This is a genomic window from Allobosea sp. WAO, from assembly GCF_001509835.1.
In the GTDB taxonomy this organism is placed as follows: Bacteria; Pseudomonadota; Alphaproteobacteria; order Rhizobiales; family Beijerinckiaceae; genus Allobosea.
This window is the reverse complement of sequence record NZ_JXTJ01000006.1, coordinates 643,561-668,127: the sequence shown is the minus strand read 5'-3', so window position 1 is coordinate 668,127 and position 24,567 is coordinate 643,561. Positions and strand designations below refer to the sequence as shown.

The 24,567-nt window shown below is 68.7% G+C and carries 22 protein-coding genes; 14 read left to right on the top strand and 8 right to left on the bottom strand.

The genetic code is table 11. The features are described from left to right. Window positions 1-252: 252 nt before the first annotated feature. Genes flgH through flgF form a run of 4 tightly spaced genes read right to left on the bottom strand, consistent with a single transcriptional unit; the run spans window position 253 to window position 3,649 of the window. Complete coding sequence (gene flgH, locus DK26_RS12335; RefSeq protein WP_066472663.1) at window positions 253-1,005, bottom strand: flagellar basal body L-ring protein FlgH; 753 nt, start codon at window positions 1,003-1,005, stop codon at window positions 253-255. A gap of 30 nt (window positions 1,006-1,035) precedes the next feature. Then, entirely contained in the window at window positions 1,036-2,079 is a 1,044-nt protein-coding gene (flgA, locus tag DK26_RS12330) for a flagellar basal body P-ring formation chaperone FlgA (protein WP_066472391.1), read from the bottom strand. Window positions 2,080-2,096: 17 nt separating this feature from the next. Then, window positions 2,097-2,885 (bottom strand): flagellar basal-body rod protein FlgG, encoded by a 789-nt coding sequence (gene flgG / locus DK26_RS12325; protein WP_066472390.1) that lies wholly within the window; start codon window positions 2,883-2,885, stop codon window positions 2,097-2,099. A 20-nt stretch (window positions 2,886-2,905) separates the two neighbouring features. Continuing rightward, entirely contained in the window at window positions 2,906-3,649 is a 744-nt protein-coding gene (gene flgF, locus DK26_RS12320; RefSeq protein WP_066472388.1) for a flagellar basal-body rod protein FlgF, read from the bottom strand. Between the two features lie 290 nt (window positions 3,650-3,939). Here flgF and fliL point away from each other — a divergent pair, with 290 nt between their 5' ends. Genes fliL through DK26_RS12300 form a run of 4 tightly spaced genes read left to right on the top strand, consistent with a single transcriptional unit; the run spans window position 3,940 to window position 6,917 of the window. Then, window positions 3,940-4,452: a flagellar basal body-associated protein FliL gene (gene fliL / locus DK26_RS12315; RefSeq protein WP_066472386.1), complete on the top strand. Its 513-nt coding sequence runs from the start codon at window positions 3,940-3,942 to the stop codon at window positions 4,450-4,452. Window positions 4,453-4,492: 40 nt separating this feature from the next. Beyond that, entirely contained in the window at window positions 4,493-5,626 is a 1,134-nt protein-coding gene (fliM, locus tag DK26_RS12310; RefSeq protein ID WP_066472383.1) for a flagellar motor switch protein FliM, read from the top strand. Between the two features lie 17 nt (window positions 5,627-5,643). Continuing rightward, window positions 5,644-6,093 carry a DUF6468 domain-containing protein gene (locus DK26_RS12305; protein ID WP_066472380.1) on the top strand — a complete coding sequence of 150 codons (450 nt, stop codon included), beginning with the start codon at window positions 5,644-5,646 and terminating at the stop codon, window positions 6,091-6,093. Further along, window positions 6,090-6,917, top strand: coding sequence for a hypothetical protein (locus tag DK26_RS12300; protein ID WP_066472378.1), 828 nt, complete (start codon window positions 6,090-6,092; stop codon window positions 6,915-6,917). The genes DK26_RS12305 and DK26_RS12300 overlap by 4 nt, the downstream gene beginning before the upstream one ends. A 46-nt stretch (window positions 6,918-6,963) precedes the next feature. On the opposite strand, the gene DK26_RS12295 is transcribed toward DK26_RS12300, so the two are convergent. Both DK26_RS12295 and DK26_RS12290 read right to left on the bottom strand, forming a co-directional pair. Beyond that, complete coding sequence (locus tag DK26_RS12295) at window positions 6,964-7,929, bottom strand: tripartite tricarboxylate transporter substrate binding protein (protein WP_066472375.1); 966 nt, start codon at window positions 7,927-7,929, stop codon at window positions 6,964-6,966. A 169-nt stretch (window positions 7,930-8,098) separates the two neighbouring features. Next, window positions 8,099-8,860, bottom strand: coding sequence for a hypothetical protein (locus DK26_RS12290; RefSeq protein WP_066472373.1), 762 nt, complete (start codon window positions 8,858-8,860; stop codon window positions 8,099-8,101). A gap of 150 nt (window positions 8,861-9,010) precedes the next feature. Between DK26_RS12290 and DK26_RS12285 the strand changes: the two genes are divergently transcribed. Continuing rightward, entirely contained in the window at window positions 9,011-9,940 is a 930-nt protein-coding gene (locus tag DK26_RS12285) for a LysR family transcriptional regulator (protein ID WP_066472372.1), read from the top strand. Window positions 9,941-10,027: 87 nt separating this feature from the next. Further along, window positions 10,028-13,450: a hypothetical protein gene (locus tag DK26_RS12280; protein ID WP_066472370.1), complete on the top strand. Its 3,423-nt coding sequence runs from the start codon at window positions 10,028-10,030 to the stop codon at window positions 13,448-13,450. 216 nt (window positions 13,451-13,666) lie between these two features. On the opposite strand, the gene fliP is transcribed toward DK26_RS12280, so the two are convergent. Together fliP and DK26_RS12270 are read right to left on the bottom strand one after the other, a co-directional pair. After that, window positions 13,667-14,404 carry a flagellar type III secretion system pore protein FliP gene (gene fliP / locus DK26_RS12275; RefSeq protein ID WP_066472368.1) on the bottom strand — a complete coding sequence of 246 codons (738 nt, stop codon included), beginning with the start codon at window positions 14,402-14,404 and terminating at the stop codon, window positions 13,667-13,669. 170 nt (window positions 14,405-14,574) lie between these two features. Further along, window positions 14,575-16,098 (bottom strand): flagellar biosynthetic protein FliO, encoded by a 1,524-nt coding sequence (locus DK26_RS12270; RefSeq protein ID WP_066472365.1) that lies wholly within the window; start codon window positions 16,096-16,098, stop codon window positions 14,575-14,577. 235 nt (window positions 16,099-16,333) lie between these two features. Between DK26_RS12270 and flgB the strand changes: the two genes are divergently transcribed. From flgB to DK26_RS12230, 8 genes are all read left to right on the top strand, one after another. Continuing rightward, a complete protein-coding gene (flgB, locus tag DK26_RS12265; RefSeq protein ID WP_066472359.1) occupies window positions 16,334-16,717 on the top strand; it encodes a flagellar basal body rod protein FlgB in 384 nt (127 codons plus the stop codon). Window positions 16,718-16,743: 26 nt separating this feature from the next. Further along, a complete protein-coding gene (gene flgC / locus DK26_RS12260; RefSeq protein ID WP_066472358.1) occupies window positions 16,744-17,154 on the top strand; it encodes a flagellar basal body rod protein FlgC in 411 nt (136 codons plus the stop codon). 29 nt (window positions 17,155-17,183) lie between these two features. After that, the gene (locus DK26_RS12255; RefSeq protein ID WP_066472357.1) at window positions 17,184-17,516 is read left to right on the top strand and encodes a flagellar hook-basal body complex protein FliE; all 333 of its coding nucleotides are present in this window, start codon (window positions 17,184-17,186) and stop codon (window positions 17,514-17,516) included. Between the two features lie 42 nt (window positions 17,517-17,558). After that, complete coding sequence (gene fliQ / locus DK26_RS12250; protein ID WP_066472354.1) at window positions 17,559-17,825, top strand: flagellar biosynthesis protein FliQ; 267 nt, start codon at window positions 17,559-17,561, stop codon at window positions 17,823-17,825. An 80-nt stretch (window positions 17,826-17,905) separates the two neighbouring features. Next, window positions 17,906-18,664 (top strand): flagellar biosynthetic protein FliR, encoded by a 759-nt coding sequence (fliR, locus tag DK26_RS12245; protein WP_066472661.1) that lies wholly within the window; start codon window positions 17,906-17,908, stop codon window positions 18,662-18,664. A 12-nt stretch (window positions 18,665-18,676) separates the two neighbouring features. Beyond that, on the top strand, window positions 18,677-19,744 hold the full coding sequence (flhB, locus tag DK26_RS12240; RefSeq protein ID WP_066472351.1) for a flagellar biosynthesis protein FlhB: 1,068 nt from the start codon (window positions 18,677-18,679) through the stop codon (window positions 19,742-19,744). An 84-nt stretch (window positions 19,745-19,828) separates the two neighbouring features. Beyond that, entirely contained in the window at window positions 19,829-22,333 is a 2,505-nt protein-coding gene (locus DK26_RS12235; RefSeq protein WP_066472347.1) for a cell cycle histidine kinase CckA, read from the top strand. 169 nt (window positions 22,334-22,502) lie between these two features. Then, window positions 22,503-24,566, top strand: coding sequence for a caspase domain-containing protein (locus DK26_RS12230; RefSeq protein ID WP_066472344.1), 2,064 nt, complete (start codon window positions 22,503-22,505; stop codon window positions 24,564-24,566). The last annotated feature ends 1 nt before the right edge of the window (window position 24,567 follow it).

Sequence of the window (24,567 nt, the reverse complement as noted above, 5' to 3'; positions counted from 1 at the left end):
AACCTGGGCATTTCGCCATCACTTCTCGCGTGAGAAAAGCCCCGCGCGGGAGGGCGCGGGGCTTCTGGCCGCCAGCCGGATAGCTTGGGGAGCGTGGCGGGCGGCCGGGAGGATCGGCGGCTCGGGAGAGACCGCCGGCCGGCGCGGGGCGTGGACGTGGGGAGCGTCGCCGTCGCGCCGGGAACTCGGATGGTTGTGCTTTTCGCTTATCCCGTCTCGGAGAGCCGGTTTCCACTTGTCCGGGAGAGGTCCTCAGAACGGCAGCAGGATATCCATCACCTGCTGGCCGTAGCGCGGCTGCTGCACATCGGTGATCTGGCCGCGGCCGCCATAGGCGATGCGGGCCTGGGCGATCTTGGCCGACTCGATGGTGTTGTCGGATTCGATGTCCTCCGGCCGGATCACGCCGGCGACGATCAGCTCGCGCACCTCGAAATTGACCCGGATCTCCTGCTTGCCCTCGACCACGAGATTGCCGTTCGGCAGCGTCTGCGTGACGACGGCGGCGACATTGGTGGCGAGCTGCTCGGCCCGGCGCACCGAGCCCGAGCCCTCGCTGGAGCCTTCGGAGTCGAGCTTGAGGAGTTCACCGGCGCTGGAGCCGTTGGGCAGGAACTTGTCGAGCTTGTTCTCGAACCCCATGATCCGGGCGGCGCCGAAATCCTCGCCGTTCTTCCGGCTGCGCTTGGTGGTGTTGTCGAGCTGGGCCCGGTCGGTGACCTTGACCTTGACGGTGACGAGGTCGCCGACCTGCCGGGCGCGCTGGTCCTTGAAGAAGGCGCGCGAGCCGGTCCGCCACAGCGAGTTCGGCGCATAGGAGGCGTGCTCCATCGCCGGCATCGGCATCTGCACCGGCTTATAGCCCTTGCTCGCCGTCGGGTCCTCGATCGGCGAGAGCGCGGGCGCCTGGCCAACATTGGCGAGCCTGTCGGCGGCGCCGCAGGCGCCGAGCAGCAGGCCGAGGCCAAGGACGGCAGGGAGAGCGATCGGGTTGTTCCGGGTCATGATCTTGATCCGCACTTTGAAATTCAGGGTTCAGCGCGCCGCGGCGACATGGCCGCCGCCGGGAGGGCTGACATTGATGCGGCCGGGCCCACTGACGGTCCCCTGCAGCACCCGCTTCGAATTGGGGTTGGTGACGGAGATCACGTCGCCCATCGCGCCGGCCTCGTTAGCCCGGCCGCGCATGCTGATCAGCACGCCGCCCGCCTCGTAGACCAGCGTCACCATCTCGCCGCGGCCGACGATCTCCTCGCGCTGGACGTCACCGCCGCGCAGCACGACGCCGGCGAGCAGCGAGCGTTTGGCGACCTTGCCGATCGCCGCCCGCATCTCGCTGATCTGGTCGTTCGTGCCGGCATCCCGCGGGCGCCGCTCGACCATGACGTCGCCGGCCGTGAGCGTCTCGCCGCGGGCGATCGGACGCATCGGCACCACCACGTCCACGGTCTCGACCAGGAGCCCGGAGACCCTGACCGGCTTCAGCCGCGTCGCGGCGCTCCCGGGTACGGCGAGCCGCCCGATCACCCGCCTGGCGCGGGCATCATAGGTCAGTTCGAGCGCCACCATCTCGCCGGATAGCTCGGGCTCGACCGCGACCGACGGCGCACCGCCGTCGAAGACCAGCGCGAAGGCGCGCGCATCGAAGCCGAAGCGCTCGAGCAGAGCTGTCTTCACCGCCGACTCGATGTCCTGCCCGGTGATCCGCCGCGCCGCGCGCGTCACCACGACCTGGGCCAGGCCCTGGCTGTCGAGGTCGAGCGCCTCGCGCAGAATGCCGTTCTTGAGGGCCGCCTCGAGAATGCGGGCGACCTGGATCGTGCCGGTCTCGCCGAGCGCCGGAGCGCGGAAGGCCGGCAGCGCACCATCCTGCGGCGACAGGCCGGCGATCAGGTCGCCGAAGCTGACGATATCGCGGCTGAGCGTCAGGTCGGGCCGCAGGCGCAGCTTGCCGGCCACGGCCTGCGGAGCGGCGGCGGGCGCGGCGGCCTGGGCGGCAGAGCCCTGCGCGGCGGGCTCGGCGTTCGCAAGTTCGACGCCGAAGCCGACGGCCGCAAGAAGGAGAATGGAGCGCATCATGGCGGCAATCCCTCGCGCTAGCGGATGATCTGGGTGGTGGACTGCATCATCTGGTCCGCCGCCGAGATAATCTTGGAGTTCATTTCGTAGGCGCGCTGCGCCGCGATCAGCGAGGAGAGCTCGGTTACCGCCTGGACGTTGCCTTCCTCGAGATAGTTCTGCTGCAGCGTGCCGAAGCCTTCGCCACCGCCGACGCCGTCGATCGCCGGACCGGAACCGGCGGTCTCGATGAACAGGTTGTCGCCCAGCGATTCCAGGCCGACCTTGTTGACGAAGCGGGCGAGCTGGAGCTGGCCGAGCTGCTGCGGCGCCGTCTGGCCGGGCATGGTCGCCTCGACGGTGCCCTGGGCGTTGATGCTGACGCTGGTCGCGTTGTTCGGAATGGTGATGCCCGGCTCGACCTGATAGCCGTCGCGGGTGACGAGCTGGCCCTGCGCATCGAGATCGAACGAGCCGTCGCGCGAATAGGCGGTGCGGCCGTCCGGCATGCGGATGCGGAAGAAGCCCTCGCCGCGGATCGCGACGTCGTACTGCTTCTCGGTCGGCGTCATGTTGCCCTGGGTCATCACCCGGCCGGTCGAGACCGTCTTGACACCCGAGCCGATCGAGATGCCGGCGGGAACCATGGTGTTCTGCTCGGAGGTCGCCGAGCCGGCGCGGCGGTGGTGCTCGTAGAGCAGGTCCTGGAAGTGCACGCGCTGGCGCTTGTAGCCGGTGGTGCGCACGTTTGCGATGTTGTTGGAGATGACCTGGACGTTGAGTTCCTGGGCCATCATGCCGGTGGCGGCGGTGTGAAGGGCGCGCATGGGCTTGTCTCCGTTCCGCGTCAGGCTTGCTGGTCGGCGAGGCGCGAGATCGCCTTGCCACGCAGTTCATCGGTCTTGGCGAGCAGGGCCGACATGTTCTGATAGGCGCGCTGGACCTCGACCAGGCGGGTCATCTCGGCGACCGCCTTGACGTTGGAGCGCTCGAACGCCCCCGTCTCGAGGCGGGCGAGCGGCCCGGCCGGCTGCGCCGCGGCGGTCGAGGAGAAGACGTTGTCGCCCTCGCTCTGCAGCGCGCGGGGATTGTCGAAACGCACCTGGCGGATCTTGCCGCGCTGGCCTTGGTCGGAGGAGACGGTGCCGTCGGCGGCGATGCGCGGATTGCTCTCGCTCTCGCCGAAGACGATCGGGCCGCCATCGCCGAGCACCGGCTGGCCGGACTGGGTGACGAGCTGGCCGCGGGCGTTGATGTCGAGCGAGCCGGCGCGGGTGTAGCGCTCGCCCTGCGGCGTCTGGACGACGAGGTAGTTGTCGGCCTGGAGCGCGATGTCGAGCGGGTTGCCGGTGCGCTCGAGCGCGCCGGTGGAGAGGTCGATCGGCGAGCCGCGGTCGATCACATAGGAGAGGCGGCGATCCGACGACGGAAAGGTGTCCGCGCGGGCGCCGGGCGAGATGAACTCGGCAAAGCGCGCCGAACGGACCTTGAAGCCGTTCGTTCCGACATTCGCCACGTTGTTGGCGATGACATCGAGCTCCCGCGCCAGAGCCATCTGGCGCGACAGGCCGACGAGAAGCGCGTTTTCCACGGCCCCTGCTCCCGATCTTTCCCGCGATCGCCTCGACGCTCCCCAGCGCGGCAATCGCAGCCAAGAGGTCAGCAACCGCCGTGCCAACATAGTTAACCGCGATCAAGTCATTGATATAATTTGAGTAATAGGATAGCGGCGACGCGCCGCGCGGCGGCATGAAACGGCCTGCGCGGCAGAAACGACCCGGCAGATTTTGCCTGTCTTAACGAGGTATTAACCGTAATTCGTCAGGTTGCTGGGAAGGGATCGGCCGCTGCGCGCGCCACCTTCCAAGCAGGCGGGCCGCAATGTCGAAGAAGCCGAAGAAGGGCGAAGAGCAAGGCGAGGCCGGAGCCGAAGGCGCGCCGAAGCCCGGCAAGAAGAAGCTCTTCATGATCGTCGGCGCCGTCGCGCTGCTGGCGCTCGGCGGCGGCGGCTGGTTCTTCTTCCTGAAGAAGCCTTCGGCAGAGCAGATCGCGGCAGCCGAAGCCGCGGCAGCCGCCAAGAAGCCCGTCGCCTTCGTCGATATGAAGGACATGATGATCGGCATCTCGGCCGGCGGCCAGCAGGACCGCCAGCCCATCGTCAAGATCAAGGTCGTGCTCGAAATCGCCGACGCCAAGGCCGCCGAGCAGATCAAGCCGCTGCTGCCGCGGGTCGAGGACGCCTTCCAGGTCTTCATGCGCGAGCTCCGGCCCTCCGATCTCGAAGGCTCGGCCGGCATGTACCGCCTCAAGGAAGAGCTGCTGCGGCGCGTCAACGTCACGGTCCACCCGGCCAAGATCGACGCCGTGCTCTTCAAGGAACTGCTGGTCCAGTAGCCCGCCCCTCGCGCAAGCACTCTGCAAAGCGACCTCGTACATGGCCTCCGACGATCTCGACCTCGACAACCCCGCCAAGGAAAACCTTCCGCTGACGCCTGAAGGCATGGCCGCGGAATGGGCGGCCATGCCCGACATCGCTCCCGACGAGAGCGAACCGGAAGCCCATATCGACCGCCTGATGTCTCAGGACGAGATCGATACGATGCTCGGTTTCTCCGCCGGCGAGGACGGCAAGGGTGGCCGCAACGGCATCCAGGCGATCGTCGATTCCGGTTCGGTCACCTATGAACGCCTGCCGATGCTCGAGATCATCTTCGAGCGTCTCGTCCGCCTGCTCTCCACCAGCCTGCGCAACCTGTTCAGCGACAATGTCGAGGTCACGCTGGAGGGTATCCGCTCGGTACGCTTCGGCGACTATATGAACTCGATCTCGCTGCCGGCGATGCTCGCTGTCTTCAAGGCCGAGGAATGGGACAATTTCGGCCTCGTCACCATCGAATCCGCCCTGACCTATTCCGTGCTCGACACCATGCTCGGCGGCAAGCGCGGCCAGGCGGCGGCGCGCGTCGACGGCCGGCCCTTCACCTCGATCGAGATGAGCCTGCTGCGGCGCGTGATCGCTGTCGTCCTGGGCGATGCCGAGGCTGCCTTCCGCCCGCTCTCGCCGGTGACCTTCAAGGTCGACCGGATCGAATCGAACCCGCGCTTCGTCTCGATCTCGCGTCCGGCCAACGCCGCGATCCGGGTCGAGCTGCGCTTCGACATGGAAGGGCGCGGCGGTTCGCTGCACGTGCTCCTGCCCTACGCCACCATCGAGCCGATCCGTGAGCTGCTCCTCGAGAGCTTCATGGGTGAGAAGCTCGGCCGCGACCCGATCTGGGAAAACCATCTCGCCACCGAGGTCTGGCAGGCGGACGTCGCGGTCAAATGCGTGCTGCACGAATGCACCATGCCGCTGAAGCGGGTGATGAAGCTCGAGATCGGCGACACGCTGATGTTCGACGCCCGTCCGGAATCGGTCGCCTCGCTGCGCTGCGGCGAGTTCATCGTCAGCGAGGGCCGGATCGGCCGCGTCGACGACAAGATTGCCGTCCAGGTCGTCAGCCCGCTGCGCCGCTCCAAGACCACGATGGCGGCCTTCGACACCAGCCATCTCAACCCGACAGCCTGAAGCGGGAGCCAGTCGCCATGACCCTGACCCTGATTGCCGACGCGCTGGTCGCCTGCCTGCTCGTCGCCACGATCATCACCTGCTACGTCCTCGCCAAGAGAATCGAACGCCTGAAGGCTGATGAAAGCTCGATGCGACAGACCATCGGCGCGCTGATCGCCGCCACCGACACTGCCGAGCGCGCCATCGCCGGGCTGAAGCTGACCCTCGGCGATTGCGACCGCACGCTTGCCGAGCGCCTGCGCACGGCCGAGCGCTATGCCGCCGACCTCGCCGCCCAGATCGAGGCCGGCCAGGGCGTGATGGACCGCATCGGCCAGATCGTCGGCGCCGCCACCCTGGTCGCGCCCAAGGCCGAGCCGCTTCCCGTCGAGAAGCCCGCCGTCTCGCGTATGGCGAGCGCGGCTGACGCCGCCGCCGCGATCCGTGCCCGCGCCGCGCGCCGGCTCGAAGGCCAGGCTGCGTGATCCAGTCGCCCCGCCTCATCCCTGCGGTCATCCTCGGCGCCATGGGTCTCCTGGCGCTGAAGGTGCTCGCCTGGACGGCGGAGCCATCTCCCGGTCATATTCCGGCCAGCGCCCCGCCTTTCGCGCAAGCGCCCCAGGCGCCGGCAGAGAAGGAGGTCTGGGGCCTCGCCAAGATCATCGCCCGCGCCCATGCGCCGGACACTTTCCTCGACCCGATGGTCACCGGCACGATCGATCCGCCGACGCCCAAGCTCTCCCCGGAGGAGCAGGCCAAGCGCGACGCGGCCGCGGCCGGCAACCCGAACAACAAGGCCGGGGTGATGAACGGCACGGCGCAGCCGATCTCGCCGGCGGAACGCGCCTTGCTGGAGCGTCTCGGCCAGCGTCGCGAAGAGATCGAGGCGCGCATGCGCGAGCTCGACATGCGCGAGAAGCTGCTCGACAACGCCGAGAAGAAGCTCGGTGGCCGCGTCGACGACCTCAAGGTGCTCGAGGAAAAGGTCGAGGGACCGAAGAAGAAGGATACCGAGGAGAGCCAGGCGATCAAGAACCTGGTGATCATGTACGAGACGATGAAGCCGAAGGATGCTGCCCGCGTCTTCGATCGGCTGTCGCTCGACGTTCTCGTCCCGGTGGTGCAGCAGATGAACCCGCGCAAGATGTCGGATGTGCTCGCCGCGATGTCGCCGGAGGCCGCCGAGCGCCTGACTGTCGCGCTCTCCCTGCGCGGCCGCGCCGCCAGCACCGAGCGCACTGCAGCCGTCGCGCCCGCCGGCCCGGCTGGCAACGAATTGCCGGCGATCGAGCCGGCCCGCCGGCGCTGAGCGCTAGGCTCGCCCCTCTGCCGAATGCAGCCCTCGACGCTGCTGCCTACTGCTGAACGGTAATCCCGTTCTCCTTGATGATCGTCGCATAGGTCGAGACATAGCGGTCGATCACGGCCTCGAATTCGGCCCCGGGCCGGGCCAGCACGGTGAAGCTCAGGGCCTGCAGTCGCTCCTTGACGTCCGGCCTCGCAAGCGTCGCGAGCCAGGCACGCTCCAACGCCGCGCGCGCCGCAGGAGGGGTATCGCGGCGCACGACGATGCCGAACCAGCTATCCGAGAGAAGATCGGGCAGGCCGAGCTCCGCGAAGGTCGGGACATCGGGAAGCTCGGGCACGCGCTTGTCGGCGGTGACGGCGAGCGCCGTGAGCTTGCCTTCCGCGATAGGCTGGACGACGTCAGGCAGATTGCTAAGCGCGAAGTCGATTCGGCCGGCATAGAGGTCGACGAAGAGCTGCGAGGTGCCGTTATAGGGAACATGGGCCGCCTTGCCGCCGGCGAGCCGCAGCAGATGCTCGGCGCCGAGATGCGGCGAGGTCCCGATTCCCGGCGAGCCATAGGTCACCGGGGTGCCGCCGTCGCGCAGGCGCTTGGCGAAGCCTTGCCAATCGACCTTCATCGATGGCGCCACCGTCAGCACGTGCGGCACCACGGTCGCCTGAACGAGGGGGGCGAAGGCGCGTTGCCAGTCGGCGGTCCGCGTCCGCAGGGTGATGTTTGCCGCAAAGCTGTTGGCGATCATCAGCATGGTGTGGCCGTCCGGCGGAGACTTCAGCGTCTCGGCGCCTGCGATTACGGTGGCCGCACCGGCGATGTTCTCGACGACGACGGTCTGGCCGAGCGCGTCCTTGAGCCCCTCCTGAGCCAGCCGCGCCACCGGATCCATCGAGGTACCCGCCGTGAACGGCAGGATCAGCCGCACCGGCTTCGTCGGCTTCCAGTCGGATTGCGCCCTGGCGATGGTCGGCAGGGCCAGCCCCGCCAGAAGAAGCGCACGTCGATCAAGCAACATCGGTTTTCTCCGGGCTGAGCCTCGTCAGGAAATGCGCCCCTGCGACCTCCCCTTCGGTCGCGCGGGGCATTTGATCCTGCGATGGCAAGGCGCGGTCGCCTCCCCCTCGCAGCAACCGCTCCGGCCGATGCGTTCCCGATCCGGCAACGCAGCTGGCCGGACCGGGTCTTCAGGCTTGCGTATCGATCACCACGTCCCGCGACAGGCCGCGCACATCCATCTCGTAGTCGAGCACGGCGACCGGCGGCCGCGAGAAGTGCCAGACCAGATCGGCGCCGTTCCCGGTGACCGGGGCCAGCACGTCCGCCAGGAGCGGGCGAATGTTCTGGACCGTGTAGACGTTCACCGTCGTGGCATCGCGCCAGTCGCGCCCGAGGCCGGCGAGCCGCCGCCCCATCTCGCCCATCACCCATTCCGCCTTGGCGCGGACGCCCTCGTCGGAGACATCGCCCAGCCGGATCGTGCCTTCCGCATAGCTCGCAGCGCCTTCCGGGGCCTCGCCGCTGCCGGCGACGATGAAGCTCGGGCGCGCCGAAGCATCGGCGACGGTGTAGCTGAAGGCGTGGAGCGACACGGTCTCAGGCTTGCCGAGCTCCGGGCAGATATTCGTCCGGGCGATCGGATTGATCTTGCCCTGGAGCAGCCCCCACTGCTCGAGCCGCGAAGCATAGACCTTGTTCAGCGCCGCAAAGCCGGCCTCGGAGAACGGCTCGGGCGAACGCAGCTCACAGGAGCAGAACGCGGTCAGCGGCCTGCCGATCCGCTTCAGATGGGCCTCGATCGCCGCAAGGCCCTGCTCCAGCGGAACCGGCGCGGACAGCCGCGCCCGCTCGATCTGGAAGCCCGGCTCGGCCACGACGCCGCCGGAATACTGGAAAACCGCCGGGATGAACCGGAAGCTGCCGTCTTGACTGAGTTGGGTCGCATACATCGGATCGGCTCCTCGCCACGTTCTGTCGATATTTTTAGAGGGCGCCTCGGCCGGGCAGCCAGATCGGAATCGCAGAACGAACGTTGCCGCTTTGGCAACACTGGGCTAGCTTTCGGAGCGGCCGACGGTCAGGCCGCGAGGCGCTTTCCGATGTCGCTTACCCGCTACAGGTACTTTGCCGCGGTCGCCGATCAGGGCTCGGTACGCGAGGCCGCGGACGCCCTGCGCGTCGCCCCATCGGCGATCAGCCGCCAGATCGCCGGGCTCGAAGAGGAGTACGGCACGGCCTTGTTCGAACGCAGGGCACGCGGCATGCGACTGACCACGGCCGGGGCTGCTGTGCTCGAGTCCGCGCGCACCATCCTCGACTGCGTCCAGCATGCGCGCTCCACCATCGAGGAGCTGCAAGGCGTGAAGCGCGGGCATGTCCGCGCCTGGACCGTCGAAGGTGCGATCGACGACTTCCTCTATCCTGCGCTCGCCGGCTTCTCGGCCGCCCATCCCGCGGTGAGCTTCGAGGTGATGATCGCCAGCTCCGACCAGCTCGTGCAGCGCCTGCTCGACGACGAGGCAGATGTGGCTGTGGCCTTCAACCCGATCCTCCACCGCAACATCCTGTCGCTGGCGGAAGTCCCCGACCCGCTCGTCGTCGTCGCGCATCCCGGCCACGGCTTCGCGACGCGGCAGTCGGCGACCATCGCCGAGCTCGCCGAGATGCAGCTCGCCCTGCCCGACCGGACCTTCGGCCTGCGGCGCCTCATCGACGATGTCGCGACGACGACAGGGGTCGCGCTCAAGCCGGCTGTGGTCACGAACTCGATCGCGTCACTGCGCTCCTTCGCGCGGGCCGGCATGGGCGTCAGCGTGTTGACCACCTTTGCGAGCCGGCGCGATGTCGCCGAAGGACACCTGATCGCGGTGCCGATGCTCGGCCGCAACCTGCAGAAGGCCTGCGTCAAGATCTGCGTGCGCAAGGACCGGCGCCTGTCGCCGGCGGCCGGCGCGCTCGCCCAGCATCTCGCCCGCAGCGCGCGCAAATATGGCTATACCCGCTACAAGGCCGCGACTAGCCCCTCTTAACGCGCTGTTATCCTTGACGGGCTAGCGTCCCCATGGATGGAAGCGGCGTCGTGCCGCCCGTCCTGTCGCGTCGGATTGAGTAGCGTCTTGCGTATCCTGCGATCCCTCAGCTTCGGCATCGGCCTGGCGGCGATGAGCCTGGCGCTCGGACATGCCCTGCCGGCCCTGGCCGCCAATGCCGAATTGCGCGGCGAAGCGATGCAGGCCGGCTTCGGCCGCCTCGCCTTCACCTTCGACGAGCCGGTGACGACACGGGTGCGCGTTTCCAATGGCGTGCTGGTCGTCGGCTTCAGCCAGCCGGTGAAGGTCGACCCGAGCCGCATTTCCCGGGAACTTCCCGCCTATGTCTCGCTGGCGCGGATCGACCCCGATGGCCGGGGCCTGCGCTTCGCGCTCGCCAAGACTTATCGCGCCAACCTGCTCGAAGCTGGCGACCGCGCCTTCGTCGACCTCTTGCCCGAGAACTGGGTCGGGCAGCTGCCGGGCCTGCCGCCCGAAGTCCTCGCCGAGTTGACCAAGCGCCTGCGCCTCGCCGAGTCGCGGGCTCGGGACATCGCCCGTGCCCCGGCGCCGGAGCCGAAGCCTCTCGGCTTCCGCAGCGTGCGCCTGCCGACGCTAGACCGGCTGATCTTCACGGCGCCCGCCGAGGCTCAACTGACTCCGAAGCTCGAAGACGACCGGCTGACGCTCGCCTTCGACCAGCCCATGCAGATCGAAGCGGGCAAGATCCGCTCGCTGCTGCCGGCGGACTTCACACTCGAAAGCGCCAAGAGCGAGGGCGATCGCACCGAGTTCGTCTTCACCGTGCCGAAGGAGCGCGAGCTGCGCAGCTTCCGCGACGAGTCCGGCTGGACCGTCGACCTCGCCCGCGCCACGAAAGCCGGAGCGCTGACGCTGGCAGGTCTCGAGGCCGGCCTAGCCCAGCCGGCATCGAAGCCGGCCGGAGCGCAGCCCGCGACAGCGGTGCCGAAGCCCGATTCAGCCGGTACGCCGGCAGCCGCCGTCCCGCAGGTGGCCGCGCCGACCGCGCAGGCCACGCCGGCACCGGTAGCAACGCCGGCCGTGATCGATCCGACGCCGAGGGACATCCTCGTCAGCTCTGTCGCCGACGGCGATGGCGGCCGCATCGACTTTCGCTTCCCACGCCCGACGGGGGCAGCCGCCTTCGCGGAGCCAGGCCTCGTCACGCTGGTCTTCGACACCCGCGACACGCTCGATCCCGACCGGCTGAAGGGCGTGCTGCCCGGGCTCGTCCAGGACGTTACCGTCATCCGCGAGACGAAAGTCACCGTGCTTCGCCTGAAGACCGGCCGACGGCAGGTCACGCGCCTTTCCGACGATGGTTCGACCTGGTCGCTCTCCTTCGGCGAAAAGCTCGGCAAGCCTGCCGCCGCATTGGCCCCGCGCCGTGACGCCGACGAGCGCGGCCAGACCGTGGTCGCCGTCCCCGTCTCCGCGATGACCGGGGTGCACTGGCTGGAGAACCTCGACGGCGGCGCGCCGATGGCCGTCGTGACCGCGCTCGGCCCGACCCGGGCCGTCTCCAAACCCTACCGCTTCGTCGAGTTCGGCCTGCCCCAGACCGCCCATGGCGTCGCCGTCACCGCCCTCGCCGACGATATCGTCGTGCGGGCCGGCACGGACGAGGCCCTGATCGGCCGCAGTGCCGGACTGGTCGTCAGCCTCGACGCCTCCAAACCGAACGAACCTGAGAAGACCGTCGGCGACAGCGCCGCCACACCGCTCATCGACGCGCAACGCTGGTCGAGCCTGCACACCGACGCCGTGCGGGAGCGGACTCAGGAGCTGCTGCGCGACGTCGCCGATGCCTCGCGCGGCCGCAAATCCGAGGCGCGGCTGGCCCTGGCCCGCTTCCTCGTCGCCAATGCGATGCTGCCGGAGGCGGCCGGACCGCTCAACGCCCTGCTCGCCGACGACCCCACCATGCGCGGCAACCGCCAGGCCCTGTTCCTGAAAGGCGTGATCGCCGCGCAGATGCATCGCCATGCCGAGGCGCTGAAGGCCTTCGAGGCCGCCCCGATCAAGGAGGAGGCCGAGATCGGGCTCTGGCGGGCGCTGGCCGAGCAGCGGCTCGGCCGCAACGCCCCGGCCCTCGCCGGCTTCCGGCGGGCCGAGACGGTGCTCGACCGCTACCCGCCGGACCTCCAGGCGCAGTTTCGCCCGGCCATGGCCCGCGCCGCGCTCGCCATGCAGGACACGCTGGTTGCCGAACGCCAGATCGCCCATCTCGCCGAGCTGCCGGCGAGCCTCGTCCCGGCAGAGGACCTCGCGCTGCTGAGCGCCATGCTCGACGATGCCAGCGGCCGGCCGGAAGTGGCGCTCAACGGCTACCGCCCGCTTTTCGACGCCGTCAGCCGGCCCGTCGCCGCCGAGGCGCAATTGCGCGCAGTCAAGCTCGCCCGCAACGAGAAGCGCAAGGAGCTCTCGATCGACGAGGCGGCGGCCCGGCTGGAAACCGTCTCGGCTATCTGGCGCGGCGGCGAGATCGAGATCTCGGCACTGGCCGAGCTCGGGCGCATCTATGCCCAGCAACAGCGCTGGCGCGACGCCTTCCAGGTCGCGCGGCGAGCGAACGAGAACTTCCCCGATCATCCCGCGACGCGCCTGCTGCATGACGAAACCGCCCAGCGCTTCGAGGCTCTGTTCAGCGATCCCGACCTCGAAAAGCTGCCGCGCCTCGAGGCGCTGGCGCTGTTCTACGATTTCAAGGAGTTCCTGCCGGTCGGCCGGCGCGGCGACGAGATCACCCGGCTTCTCGCCGACCGCTTGGTGGAGCTCGACCTGCTCGACCAGGGCGGCGACATCCTGCGCTATCAGATGGAGAAGCGGCTGACCGGCGCCGCCCGCTCCACCGTCGCGGCCCGCCTCGCCATGATCCAGCTGATGAACCGCAAGCCCGCCGACGCACTGCAGGCGCTGGTCTCGACGCGCCTCGCCGAGCTGCCGGGCGACGTCAAGCGGGCCCGGCTGCTGCTGGAGGCCAAGGCGCTCTCCGATCTCTCGCGCACCGACCAGGCGCTCGATCTGCTGGAAGGAGAGAGTGGGCCGGAGGTCGACCGGCTCCACGCCGACATCCTGTGGAACGGCCGCCGCTGGCGCGAGGCTGGCGAGGCGCTCGAACGCATCCTCGGCGAGAGCTGGCGTGGCGAGGCGCCGCTGCGCGACGGCGAGCGCAGCGACACGATGCGCGCCGCGATTGCCTATGCGATGTCGGACGAGGCACTCTCGCTCGACCGGCTGCGCACCAAATTCGCCGGCAAGATGGCCCAAAGCACCGATGCGCGCCTGTTCGCCTTCGTCACGGGCGCCAGCCGCGCCAGCGCCGCCGATATACGCGAGGTCGCACGCTCGGCCGCCGGCTCCGACACGATGCAGGACTTCCTCAACGCCTATCGCAAGCGCTATCCGGCCTTTTCCAGCGCGGTTCGCGAAAAGCCGCAGGCGGACGACCCGGACGCGCTGCCACCACCCCGACCGGGCCAGGGCTGAACGCGGCTCCACTGGAACGCCAGCGCGCGTCATTCCGGGACTTCGCGTCAGCGAAGGGCCCGGAACCCGTGAACACCGTGTTTCAACAAAGAGGCGCGTGACACCAAAGCGCATTCTGGGAGCCGTCGTGTTCATTCGTTCCGGGCTCGCCCTGCGGACGCCCCGGAATGACGGCATGGTTCGGGCGCGAATCGAAAGAGCGCCCGACCGAACCGATCAACTCCCGTAACTCTTCACCAGCGAGCCGGCGACCAACCCCCAGCCATCGACCAGCACGAAGAAGATCAGCTTGAAAGGCAACGCCACCGTCACCGGCGGCAGCATCATCATGCCGACCGACATCAGCACCGAGGCGACCACGAGGTCGATGATCAGGAACGGCACGAACAGCAGGAAGCCGATCTCGAAGGCGCGCCGGAGCTCGGAGATCATGAAGGCCGGGACCAGGACCTGAATCTGGATGTCTTCAGCCCTCTCCGGCCGCGGCTCGCGCGACATTTCCAGGAACAGGGTCAGGTCCTTCTCGCGGACATGCTTCAGCATGAATTCGCGGAACGGCACGATGCCTCGGTTGAAGGCCTCCTGCGGCTGGATCTGCCCAGCGATCAGCGGCGCTCCCGCGACGCGATAGGCCTCCTTCAGCGTCGGCGTCATCACGAAGCCGGTCAGGAACAGCGCGAGTCCGATGATCACCGCATTGGGCGGCGCGGTCTGGGTGCCGATCGCCGAGCGTAGCAGCGACAGCACCACCGCGATCCGGGTGAACGAGGTCACCATGATCAGGATCGACGGCGCCAGCGACAGCACCGTGATCACAGCGATCAGCTGCAGGGCCCGCTCGGTCGTGCCGCCGCCCTGGCCGAGATCGAGCGAGAGCGACTGCGCCAGTGCCGGCGCGGACAGGCCCAGGCCGAGCAACACGGTAGCGAGCAGTGCCGGGGCCAGCGCGGCCATGCCGGCCCGCCGCCATGCTCTCGACCTTCCAGGTTTCGTATCGTGCATGCGCCTTCCCTGCCCGAATCAAGGCGCGGGCCGGGAAAACGCTAGTGCATGCTCCGGGCCGCCGCGAAGCGCTTTCGGCCCGTCATCCCCTGCGGTTTGGCCGGCTCTCGCCGGCCGACCGCTCAGCCCTTCGATTTCGGGTCGCGCCCGAGCAGGCGCGCGAATTCCGCTTCGATCGCGTCGACGGAGAACGGATCGGCTTCGTCCGGCTTCGCTTCGGCAGGCTTAGGCTCGTTGGCCTTGGCCTCGTTCGGCTTAGCTTCCGCGCCCTTGGCCTCGGCGGGCTTGGATTCGCCAGCCCTGGCCTCGGCGGTGCCAAGCTGCTCGGCCTTGGTGGCTTCAGCCTTCGCTTCCGGCGCCTTGGGTCCGGCTTCCTTGGCTTCCGCGGGCTTGGACTCGGGCGCTTTGACTTCAGCCGGCTTCGCTTCCGAGGCCCCTGCACCGCCCTTCACTTCGCCGCCGAGCACCGCCTCGAAGCTCGGCACCGCGATCTCCTGCGGCTTGGCGGCCGGCTCGGGCTTGGATTCGGGCTGGCCGCCCGGCTGGCTGTCGGATGCCGGCTTCGGCGCCTCCATCCTGGCCGGCTCCGGCTTGACGGGCTCCGGCCTTGCCGGGACCGGCTGCGGCTTGCGTTCCGGCGCCGCGAACACCGGCGGCACCACCATCGGCGCCTCGGCCGGGCGAGCCGGGCCGGGCTTCAGACCCAAGGCCATTTCGAGCTCGGCCTCCATGTCCAGGGCCGGCAGCGCCGAGGCCGGGATGCCGGGGGCCGGCACCACGGGCTTCTGCTCATTGGCCGAGACCGGCGGCGCGACCCTGGCAGCCGGCGCCACCGGTGGGACCGGCGGCTTCACAGCCTCCGGCTCGGTACGGGCCCCGCCCGATGACGGACGCACGGCGGAGAACGGGCGCTTCAGCGCCTCCTCGAGCTGGCGCGCCATGTCGCCCAGCTCGACCTGGCTGGCAGCGGCGGCTTCGCGCGCGCTCTGGGCGACCGCGGCCGAGGCGGCGACGGCAGCAGCTGCAACCGGCGGCACCACGGGCTGCGGCGCGGGACGCACAGGCGGAGCCGGAGGCAGCGGCTGACCGGTCGGGCGCGGCGGCGGGGCGAGCGGCTGCTGGCGCGGAGGCGGCGCCGGCATGGAAGGCGCCGGAGCAGGCGGCACGGGCATGGGCGCGGTGATGGGAGCTGACACGGGCATCGACGCAGGCTCGGGCAGCGGGGGCACGCGACGCGGCTCTTCGACTGGCTCGGGGCGCAGCGGCAGATCGGGCAGCGCCGTCGGCTCGAAGGCCAGCGGCCGCTCGGGTGCGCCCTCGCTCGGAGCCGGCGCCGCGACGCGGGCTCCGCTGCGCATGATGTTGGTCTCGATCACGACGTCCGAGGCGCCGCCGATCATCACGAGATGTTCGACATTGTCGCGCCGCACCAGAATGAGCTGACGCTGCCGGTCGAGGTCGTGGATATCGACCACGCCGAGCCGCGGCTGGCGGGTCCTGCCGCTGCCCTGCCCCTTGAACTTGAGCCGCCCCCCAGAAATCCGCCGCAGGAAGAAGGCGAGGAGCGCCACCAGCACCAGCACGATCGCGAAGGCGATGATCCAGCGCAGGCCGGTCGAGAGTTCGAAGCCAAACAAAGTCTGCAAGGGGTTGCCTCATGAAGCGACGCGACAGCCACGCGCAGCCTCACTTTTAAAGGCTGCCCGGGGATGAACCTGCTGGCTATACCATAACGCCCGCGAATTCGGGAGACATGGTTACCGGATGGTTAACCGGATTGTCACCATTCGCCGATCTTAACGCGCCGTTAACCATGGACCCGGCAATAATTGCCCAGTTTCGCGCAGTTGCGGCGCGCCTCGGGAGCCGGAGATCGGAGCCATGTCGAACAACGGCCTGAACCTCATGAGCGCCCTCAAGACACGCATGCACTGGCACCAGAGCCGCCAGAAACTGCTGGCCGAGAATGTTTCCAATGCCGATACGCCGCGTTTCAAGCCGCACGACCTCAAGGCCCCCTCGCCCGCCGGCGGAAGCGTCGTGCTGGCCCAGACCTCGCCGCTCCATCTCGGCCCGGCCGGAAGCAGCAATGGCTTCGACCCGCGCGATCCCAAGCGATTCGAGACGACGCCGAGCGGCAACAGCGTCAATCTCGAGGACGAGATGCTGAAGGTCGCCCAGAACCAGTCCGACTATCAGCTCGCCGCCTCCCTCTACAGCAAGGGGCTCGGGCTGATGAAGATCGCCATCGGCAAGGGCCGCTGAGAACCGAGCCGCTGAGGAGACACCCCATGGACCTGCTCAAGAGCATCGCGGTTGCGGCATCGGGCCTGCGTGGCCAGGCCGGGCGCATGCGCGTCATCGCCGAGAACCTCGCCAACGCCGATTCGACGCCGGATCGCGCCGGCGTCGACCCCTATCGCCGCAAGATCGTCACCTTCCAGGGCCGGCTCGACCGCGAGCTCGACGCCCAGGTGGTCGAGCTCGGCCGGGTCGAACGCGATCGCGGCGCCTTCCGCACCAAGCTCGACCCCGGCCATCCGGCTGCCGACGCCGCCGGCCAGGTGCGGATGCCGAACGTCAATTCGCTGATCGAGAGCATGGACATGCGCGAGGCCCAGCGCAGCTACGAGGCCAACCTCAACGTGATCTCGTCGACGCGCCGCATGCTCCAGCGCACCATCGACATCCTGCGCGCCTGACCCCTTAGAGCCGAAGCGGAACGCCAGCCATGACCACGTCCAGTTTCGCCGCCGGAGCCTACGCCTCGATGCAGGGCATCGGCGGAGGCGGATTGCTGAAGAAGCCCGCCAGCGCCGGCCTTGCCGGCGGCGCCGCAACCGGTATGCCGGACTTCTCCTCGCTGCTCGGCAAGGCGCTCGATTCGACCACCCAGGCGGCCCGCGCCGCCGACGTGCAGACGGCCAGCGTCGCCGCCGGCCGCTCCGACATCGTCGATGTCGTGACCGCGGTCGCCGAAAGCGAGGCGGCTATCGAGACGCTGGTCGCGGTCCGCGACCGGGTCATCGCGGCCTATGAGGAAATCATGCGGATGCCGGTCTGACCGCAGCATCCCCATCCTGAAAGCACCTGCGGAACCTGCCCCATGACCTCCGGAGCCATCCTCGACGTCGCCCGCGACGGCATCGTCGTCTTCCTCAAGGCCGGTGCGCCGCTGATGCTGATCGCGCTCGCGGTCGGCCTCGTCGTCTCGCTCTTCCAGGCGCTGACCCAGATCCAGGAGCAGACCCTGGTCTACGTCCCGAAGATCCTCGCGGTCTTCGGCGCGCTGCTGCTGTTTTTGCCGTTCATGGGAGACGCGCTGGCAGGCTATATGGGCAGGGTCGCCGTCCGAATCGCCACGGGCGAATGATTCTCGCGCCTGCCTGCCGCGCCCTTCCCGGGCCGGACCAGGGCAGCCGCAATCTCTGGCGCGGGAAGCTGGACCGCCAGATGCAGATCGCCATCCTGCCGGAGATCAGCGCTCTGTTCGTGCTGGTCTTCGCGCGCGTCGGCACGCTGGTGATGCTGATGCCCGGCATCGGCGAGCGTTTCATCCTGTCCCGCGCGCGGCTTTCTTTGGCCTTCTTCGTTGCCCTCGTCATGCTGCCGATGGCCCGCGGCACGATCACCTTGCCGACCGACCCAGCCGTAATGGGCGGCCTTTTGATTAGTGAGATCCTGATCGGGCTCGCGCTCGGCTCCTGCGTGCGCCTGCTGATGGGTGCGCTGCAAACCGCCGGCCTGATCGTCGCCCAGACCATGGGCCTCGGCTTCGCCATGACCGTCGACCCGAGCGGCGGCATGCAGAACCCCTCGATCGGCAACTTTCTCTCGATGCTCGGCATCACCCTGATCCTCGCCTCCGACCTGCACCATGTTGCGCTGGTCGCGGTCCATGAGAGCTACCGGCTGCTGCCGCCCGGCGGCTTCCCCGAGGTCAGCGACGTGCTCGGGCTCGCGGTCAAGGCGATGTCCCGCGGCTTTGCGCTCGCGGTGCAGATCTCGGCGCCCTTCATCGTCTTCGGCCTGCTGTTCAATCTCGGCCTGGGCGTGCTCGCGCGCCTGATGCCACAGATGCAGGTGTTCTTCCTGGCGATCCCGGCCTCGATCCTCGGCGGCATGCTGGTGCTGCTCGCGGCGGTCGGCGTCATGATGGGCGTCTTCCTCGAAGACCTCGGCGCCTTCCTGCGCCAGCTCACCGGCATCTGAGCGGAGGCGTAAATGTCTGATGAACCGGACAAGGACGACCGCACAGAGGAGCCGACACAGCGAAAGCTCGAGCAGGCGGTCGAGAAGGGCGACGTCGCCCGTTCGCAGGAGATCGGCACCTTCTTCGTGCTCTGCGGCTTCACGCTCGCGCTGCTGATCGCCGCCGGCTCGTCCGCTCGCGAGGCGACGCTGCAATTGCGTTCCTTCCTGATGAACGCCCACCAGGTGCCCTCCGGTGGCGATGCACTCTTCCACGTCACCGCCAAGGGCGTGATGACCGGCTTTGCGGCGCTCGCCTTGCCGCTCGGCTTCATCCTCGTTGCAGCTCTCGCCGGCGCGCTGATCCAGCACAAGCCGCTCTGGACCACAGAGCCGCTGATGCCGAAGTTCAACCGGATTTCGCCCATGGCCGGCGCCAAGCGCATTTTCGGCAAGGAGGCCTGGGTCAATTTCGCCAAGGGCCTGGCCAAGATCATGCTGGTCGGCGTCGGCGTCTGGATGGTGCTCTGGGGCGAGCGCGACCGGCTGCAGAGCTTCGCGCAGATGGATGTCAGCGCCCTACTGCCGGCCGTGCTGGTGCTGACGATCAAGCTGATGGCCGGGGTACTTTCGATCTTCGCGGTCATCGCCATCGGCGATTTCGGCTACCAACGCTTCAGCTGGTACCAGCGCCAGCGCATGACCCGGCAGGAACTCAAGGACGAGTACAAGAACAGCGAAGGCAATCCCGAGGTGAAGGCCAAGCTGCGCCAGCTCCGGGCCCAGCGCGCCCGGTCGCGCATGATGGCGCAGGTCCCGAAAGCGACGGTGATCATCACCAACCCGACCCACTTCGCCGTCGCGCTGCAATACGAGAACGGCCAGGGCGCCCCGGTCTGCCTCGCCAAGGGCGTCGATGCCATCGCGCTGAAGATCCGCGAGGTCGCCGGCGCGCACGACATTCCGATCGTCGAGAACCCGCCACTGGCGCGCGCGCTCTATGCCACGGTAGAGATCGACGAAGAAATTCCTGTCGAACACTACCAGGCGGTGGCCGAAGTCGTCGGTTACGTCTTGCGCCTGAAGCGTCGGCGCGCCTAACTCGCGGGCTGGCGCGCGATTACAAGCCCATCGCGTCCACTGCCCGCATGGAGCGGGCGGATTGAAGGAAATGGACCTGCCGCAATGACCGCAAGCACGGCGACGACCGCGATCGATCGTTCCGACAGGCCGGGCCATGTCGGCATCATCCTCCTGGTGGCGGGGCTGCTCGTCGGCGCCGCGATCGCGCTCGGCTTCATCGCCAATGAATGGGCCCAGCCGCTGATTCTCGGCCTGCTGGCGCTGCTCTCGGTCGTCGGCGTGTTCTGCCTCTTCGCCTTCGCGATCGGCCTGCTGCAGTTCTCCGGCCGCGCCGCCCGCAACGATTTGACCAAGATCATCGTCGACGGGGCCGAGGACGGTGTCGTCGTCACCGAGGGCGACGACCGCATCGTCTATGCCAACGAGACCTATCTGACGCTCGCCGGCGCCCGCAACGCCAGCGAGATCGCCCCGGTCGAGCGCCTGTTCAAGGGCCGCGCCGAAGTCTCGGAAGCGATCTACCGGCTGGCGACCGCGGCGCGCGCCGGCCGGCGGCTCTCCGAGGAGATCCGGCTCGAGCCTGCCCTGAACGAACGCTCGGCGGTCGGCTGGTACCGCGTCCGCGTCACGCCGATCACCCGCGCCGGACGACCGGCCTCGCTCTGGACGGTGTCGGACGTGACGCCGGAGCGCGAGCGCCAGGAGAACGCCTTCCAGGAACTCCAGCACGCCATCGACTATCTCGACCACGCTCCGGCCGGCTTCCTCTCGATGAACGCCGATGGCGAAGTGCCCTATCTCAACGCCACCCTCTCCGGCTGGCTCGACTATGATCTCGCCCGCTTCGGCTCGGGCGGCCTGCATCTCGAGGACATCGCCTCGCCCAACGCCGCCGCCCTGATCCAGGCCATTCGCGGCCAGCCCGGCGATGTCCGCATCGAGGTGCTCGACGTCGACCTGCGCCGCCGCAACGGCCAGTCGCTGCCGGTCAGGCTCCATCATCAGGTCGCCTTCGGCCAGGACGGACGGGCCGGCGCCTCGCGTACCTTGGTGCTGAACCGCGCCGCCGGCGAGGCCGGTGCCGATGCGCGCAGCGATGCCGAGGCGCGTTTCGCCCGCTTCTTCCACTCGACGCCGATGGCGATCGCCACCGTCGACCGCAACGGCGCGATCCTGCGCTCCAACGCGGCCTTCACGCGCCTGACGCCGCAGGGCGTCCAGCCGGCGACGATCCAGGAAATGGTCAACGGCAACGGCGCCTTGGGCGAAGCCTTCGAGGCGGCGCTTGCCGGCAAGGGCGAGATCGCCCCGCTCGACCTGACGCTGGCGGGCGAGGACGGTCGCTCGGCGAGGCTCTACCTCTCCCCCGTCCCGGCGACCGAGGACACCGATGGCGAACGCGCCATCGTCTACGCGCTTGAGACCACGGCCGAGCGCAAGCTCAAGGACAATATGGACCAGGCCGGCAAGATGCAGGCGGTCGGGCAGCTCGCAGGCGGCATCGCGCACGACTTCAACAACGTGCTGCAGGTCATCATCAACGCCTCCGAGTTCCTGCTCGCCAGCCACAAGCCGACCGATCCGTCTTTCCCGGACATCATGCAAATCAAGCAGAACGCCTATCGGGCGGCTGCGCTGGTCCGGCAGCTGCTCGCCTTCTCGCGCCGGCAGACGCTGCGCCCGCAGGTTCTGGCGCTCGGCGACGTGCTCTCCGATCTCTCGCTGATGCTGAAGCGTGTCGTCGCCGACAAGATCGCGCTGGACGTCCGCCAGGGCCGCGACCTCTGGCCCGTCAAGGCCGATCTCGGCCAGCTCGAGCAGGTCGTCGTCAACCTAGCGGTCAATGCCCGCGACGCCATGCAGGACGGCGGCAAGCTCCAGGTCCGCACCCGCAATGTCGCGGCCGAGGAGGTTCCCGGGCTCGGCCACGCCGCCCTGCCCGCTGCCGATTACGTCTTGCTGGAAGTCGAGGACAGCGGCACCGGCATCCCGCAGGAGCACCTGGAGAAGATCTTCGAGCCCTTCTTCACCACCAAGGAGGTCGGCAAGGGCACCGGCCTCGGCCTCTCCATGGTCTACGGCATCGTCAAGCAGACCGGCGGCTTCGTCTTCTGCGACTCCGTCATGGGCCGCGGCACGAACTTCAAGATTTTCCTGCCGCGCTACATTCCGAGCGAGGAGGACCTCGCCGCCGAGGCTGCCGCCAAGGAAGCTCCGAAGAAGGCGGCCGCCGATCACACCGGCGCCGGCGTCATCCTGCTGGTCGAGGACGAGGACGCGGTGCGCGCCCTCAACGCCCGCATGCTGGTCTCGCGCGGCTACACCGTCCACGAGGCGGCTTCGGGCGTCGAGGCGCTCGACATCTTCCTGCGCCATGAGGGCAAGATCGATCTCGTCATCTCCGACGTCGTCATGCCGGAAATGGATGGCCCGACCCTGCTCGGCGAGCTGCGCCAGCGCAACCCCGAGACCAAGGTCGTCTTCGTCTCCGGCTACGCAGAGGAAGCCTTCCGCAAGAACCTGCCCGAGGGCGAGGAATTCCACTTCCTGCCCAAGCCCTTCACGATGAAGCAGCTCGTCGAGACGGTGAAGGCGACTATGGGTTGAACCGGCAGCGGCGCCCGACGATCTGGCGCCTTTGCGAAAAGCACCACAAACCTGCGGCTATTGCGGCTGTTCTGGAATTCGCCCAAGCGAGGTAGTCGAGATTCCCGCTAGCGAGCGTTGACCAAGCCCGTATACTGGCACTCCATCCTGGCTGGACTGGATGCCGAAAGTGCGGATTTCTTCGTGCTTCCTGCTTCGTCTGCTTGCGCTCGCACTGGTCTTCGCCGGTGCGCTCGGCATAGCTGCGGCCAATGAGCCGAAGGAGCGCCGCGTCGCGCTCGTTATCGGCAACGCCGCCTATCGCGCCGCCCCTGCCCTCCCGAACCCCGGCAATGACGCGCAGGACATGGCCGCGGCCCTCAAGGCACTCGGCTTCGAGGTGATCGACGGCAATGACCTCGACCGTCGTGGCATGGGCGAGGCGCTCGGCCGCTTCGCCCGCGCCGCCAACGGTGCCGATGCGGCCCTGGTCTTCTATGCCGGCCACGGCCTCCAGTTTCGCGGCGAGAACTTTCTGCTGCCCGTCGACGCCGCTCCGAGCGACGAGTTCGCCATCCCCTATGAGACGACCCGCGTCGCCGACGTCGTCGATGCCCTGCAGAACGCGAAGGGCATCCGCATCCTCATCCTCGACGCCTGCCGCAACAATCCGCTGGCGGACCGGATCGCCAGCTCCGGTCGCAGCCGCGACAGCTCGATCGGCCGCGGCCTCGCTCGCATGGCCCAGAGCTCAGGCATGGTCGTCGCCTATGCCACGCAGGCCAACGACGTGGCTGCGGACGGGACCGGCCGCAACAGCCCGTTCAGCGCGGCCATGCTCGAGCATCTCAGCGAACCCGGCCTCGAGATCGGGCAGATGTTCCGGCGCGTCGCGGTCAGCGTCAACCAGCGCACCAAGGGCCGGCAAACGCCGGAACTCTCCCTGTCCCTGCTCGGGGATTTTTACTTCAACCGCGCCGAGACCGATCTCCAGGCCTGGTCCAAGGTACGCGACAGCAACGAGGCTCCGGCCCTGCGCGGCTTCATCGAGCGCTTTCCGAGGAGCTATCTCGCCGATGCCGCAAGGGCCCGGATCGATGCGGTCGAGCGCGCCAAGCGCGAGGACACGCTGCGCCGACAGCTCGCGGGCTACGAGGAGGAGCGACGCCGGGCGGCGCAGGCGGCCGAGACGACCCGGCAGGCAGAAGCACAGCGTCTGGCAGCCGAAAGGACCGAGCGCGACCGCTTGGCGGCCGCCCAGGCCGAAACAAGGCGCAAGGCCGAGGAGGAAGCCGCGCGGCAGCAGGCCGAGCAGCGCCGCCGCCTCGACCAGCGCCTCGCCGAGCTCGAAGCCGAAAACCGCAAGGTCCAGGCCGAGCTCGCCTCCCGCGCCGAGGAGCAGGCTCGCCGCGCCCGTGACGACAGAGAGCGCGAAACCCAGGCCCGCGAGCGCGAGCGACTATCGGCTGCGCAGACCGACCGGCTGAAGACGGCCGAGGCCGAGGCAAACCGCCAGAAGCAAGAGGAGGAGCGCCGCATCGCCGAAAGGCTGGCGAAGCTGGAGGAGGAGAACCGTCGCGCTTCCGCCGACCTCGCGGAGCGCTTCAAGGCCGAAGCGGCCATTCGCCAGGCCGTCGAGCGGGACCGGTCACGGCTGGACGGCGAGCTCGAGGCCGAGCGCCGGCGCGCGGCGGAGGAATTGCAGCGCGTCCAGCGCGAGGCCGCTACCGCCCGGGAAAAGGCGGGCGCAGCCGCGGCTGGCGCGGTGCATGTCGCCAGCCTGCCGCAGGATGGCGCTGCGGCGCCCGTGCCACCGCCCGCCGCCAATCTCGACCTCGCCGGCCTGACCAAGACAATCAACATCGAGCTCGGGCGCATCGGCTGCTATCGCGGCAAGCCCGAGGGCGAATGGTCGAGCCGGCCGACCAGCCGCGCCGTCCAGGAGTTCGCACGACTCGCCCGGATCAGCCCACCGGACGCTCCGAGCACCGAGTTCCTCGACCTGCTGAAAGGCCAGAGCGGCCGGGTCTGCCCGCTGCAGTGCTCAGCCCGCCAGATCGAGCGCGACGGTGCCTGCGTCGCCAAGTCCTGCCCGAGCGGCCAGCGGCTCGATGCCGAGGGCGATTGCGTCGCACCGAAACCGAAGCGGCTCGCCCAGCCCGCCGCCGAGCCACGGCAGAAGCCGCGCCCGGCTCCGGCGGCGCCCCGCGGCGGCCGGTGTTTCAGCTTCAACGGCCAATCCTTCTGCGAGTGAC

Excerpts from the sequence above, each read along its gene's own strand:
- DK26_RS12255 (WP_066472357.1), top strand. The coding sequence starts at position 17,184 with ATGACCACGTCCAGTTTCGCCGCCGGAGCCTACGCCTCGATGCAGGGC.
- flgH (WP_066472663.1), bottom strand. The coding sequence starts at position 1,005 with ATGACCCGGAACAACCCGATCGCTCTCCCTGCCGTCCTTGGCCTCGGC.
- flgA (WP_066472391.1), bottom strand. The coding sequence starts at position 2,079 with ATGATGCGCTCCATTCTCCTTCTTGCGGCCGTCGGCTTCGGCGTCGAA.
- fliR (WP_066472661.1), top strand. The coding sequence starts at position 17,906 with ATGCAGATCGCCATCCTGCCGGAGATCAGCGCTCTGTTCGTGCTGGTC.
- flhB (WP_066472351.1), top strand. The coding sequence starts at position 18,677 with ATGTCTGATGAACCGGACAAGGACGACCGCACAGAGGAGCCGACACAG.
- DK26_RS12290 (WP_066472373.1), bottom strand. The coding sequence starts at position 8,860 with ATGTATGCGACCCAACTCAGTCAAGACGGCAGCTTCCGGTTCATCCCG.
- fliP (WP_066472368.1), bottom strand. The coding sequence starts at position 14,404 with ATGGCCGCGCTGGCCCCGGCACTGCTCGCTACCGTGTTGCTCGGCCTG.
- flgC (WP_066472358.1), top strand. The coding sequence starts at position 16,744 with ATGGACCTGCTCAAGAGCATCGCGGTTGCGGCATCGGGCCTGCGTGGC.
- fliM (WP_066472383.1), top strand. The coding sequence starts at position 4,493 with ATGGCCTCCGACGATCTCGACCTCGACAACCCCGCCAAGGAAAACCTT.
- DK26_RS12305 (WP_066472380.1), top strand. The coding sequence starts at position 5,644 with ATGACCCTGACCCTGATTGCCGACGCGCTGGTCGCCTGCCTGCTCGTC.
- DK26_RS12285 (WP_066472372.1), top strand. The coding sequence starts at position 9,011 with ATGTCGCTTACCCGCTACAGGTACTTTGCCGCGGTCGCCGATCAGGGC.
- DK26_RS12295 (WP_066472375.1), bottom strand. The coding sequence starts at position 7,929 with ATGTTGCTTGATCGACGTGCGCTTCTTCTGGCGGGGCTGGCCCTGCCG.
- flgG (WP_066472390.1), bottom strand. The coding sequence starts at position 2,885 with ATGCGCGCCCTTCACACCGCCGCCACCGGCATGATGGCCCAGGAACTC.
- DK26_RS12235 (WP_066472347.1), top strand. The coding sequence starts at position 19,829 with ATGACCGCAAGCACGGCGACGACCGCGATCGATCGTTCCGACAGGCCG.
- fliL (WP_066472386.1), top strand. The coding sequence starts at position 3,940 with ATGTCGAAGAAGCCGAAGAAGGGCGAAGAGCAAGGCGAGGCCGGAGCC.
- fliQ (WP_066472354.1), top strand. The coding sequence starts at position 17,559 with ATGACCTCCGGAGCCATCCTCGACGTCGCCCGCGACGGCATCGTCGTC.
- flgB (WP_066472359.1), top strand. The coding sequence starts at position 16,334 with ATGTCGAACAACGGCCTGAACCTCATGAGCGCCCTCAAGACACGCATG.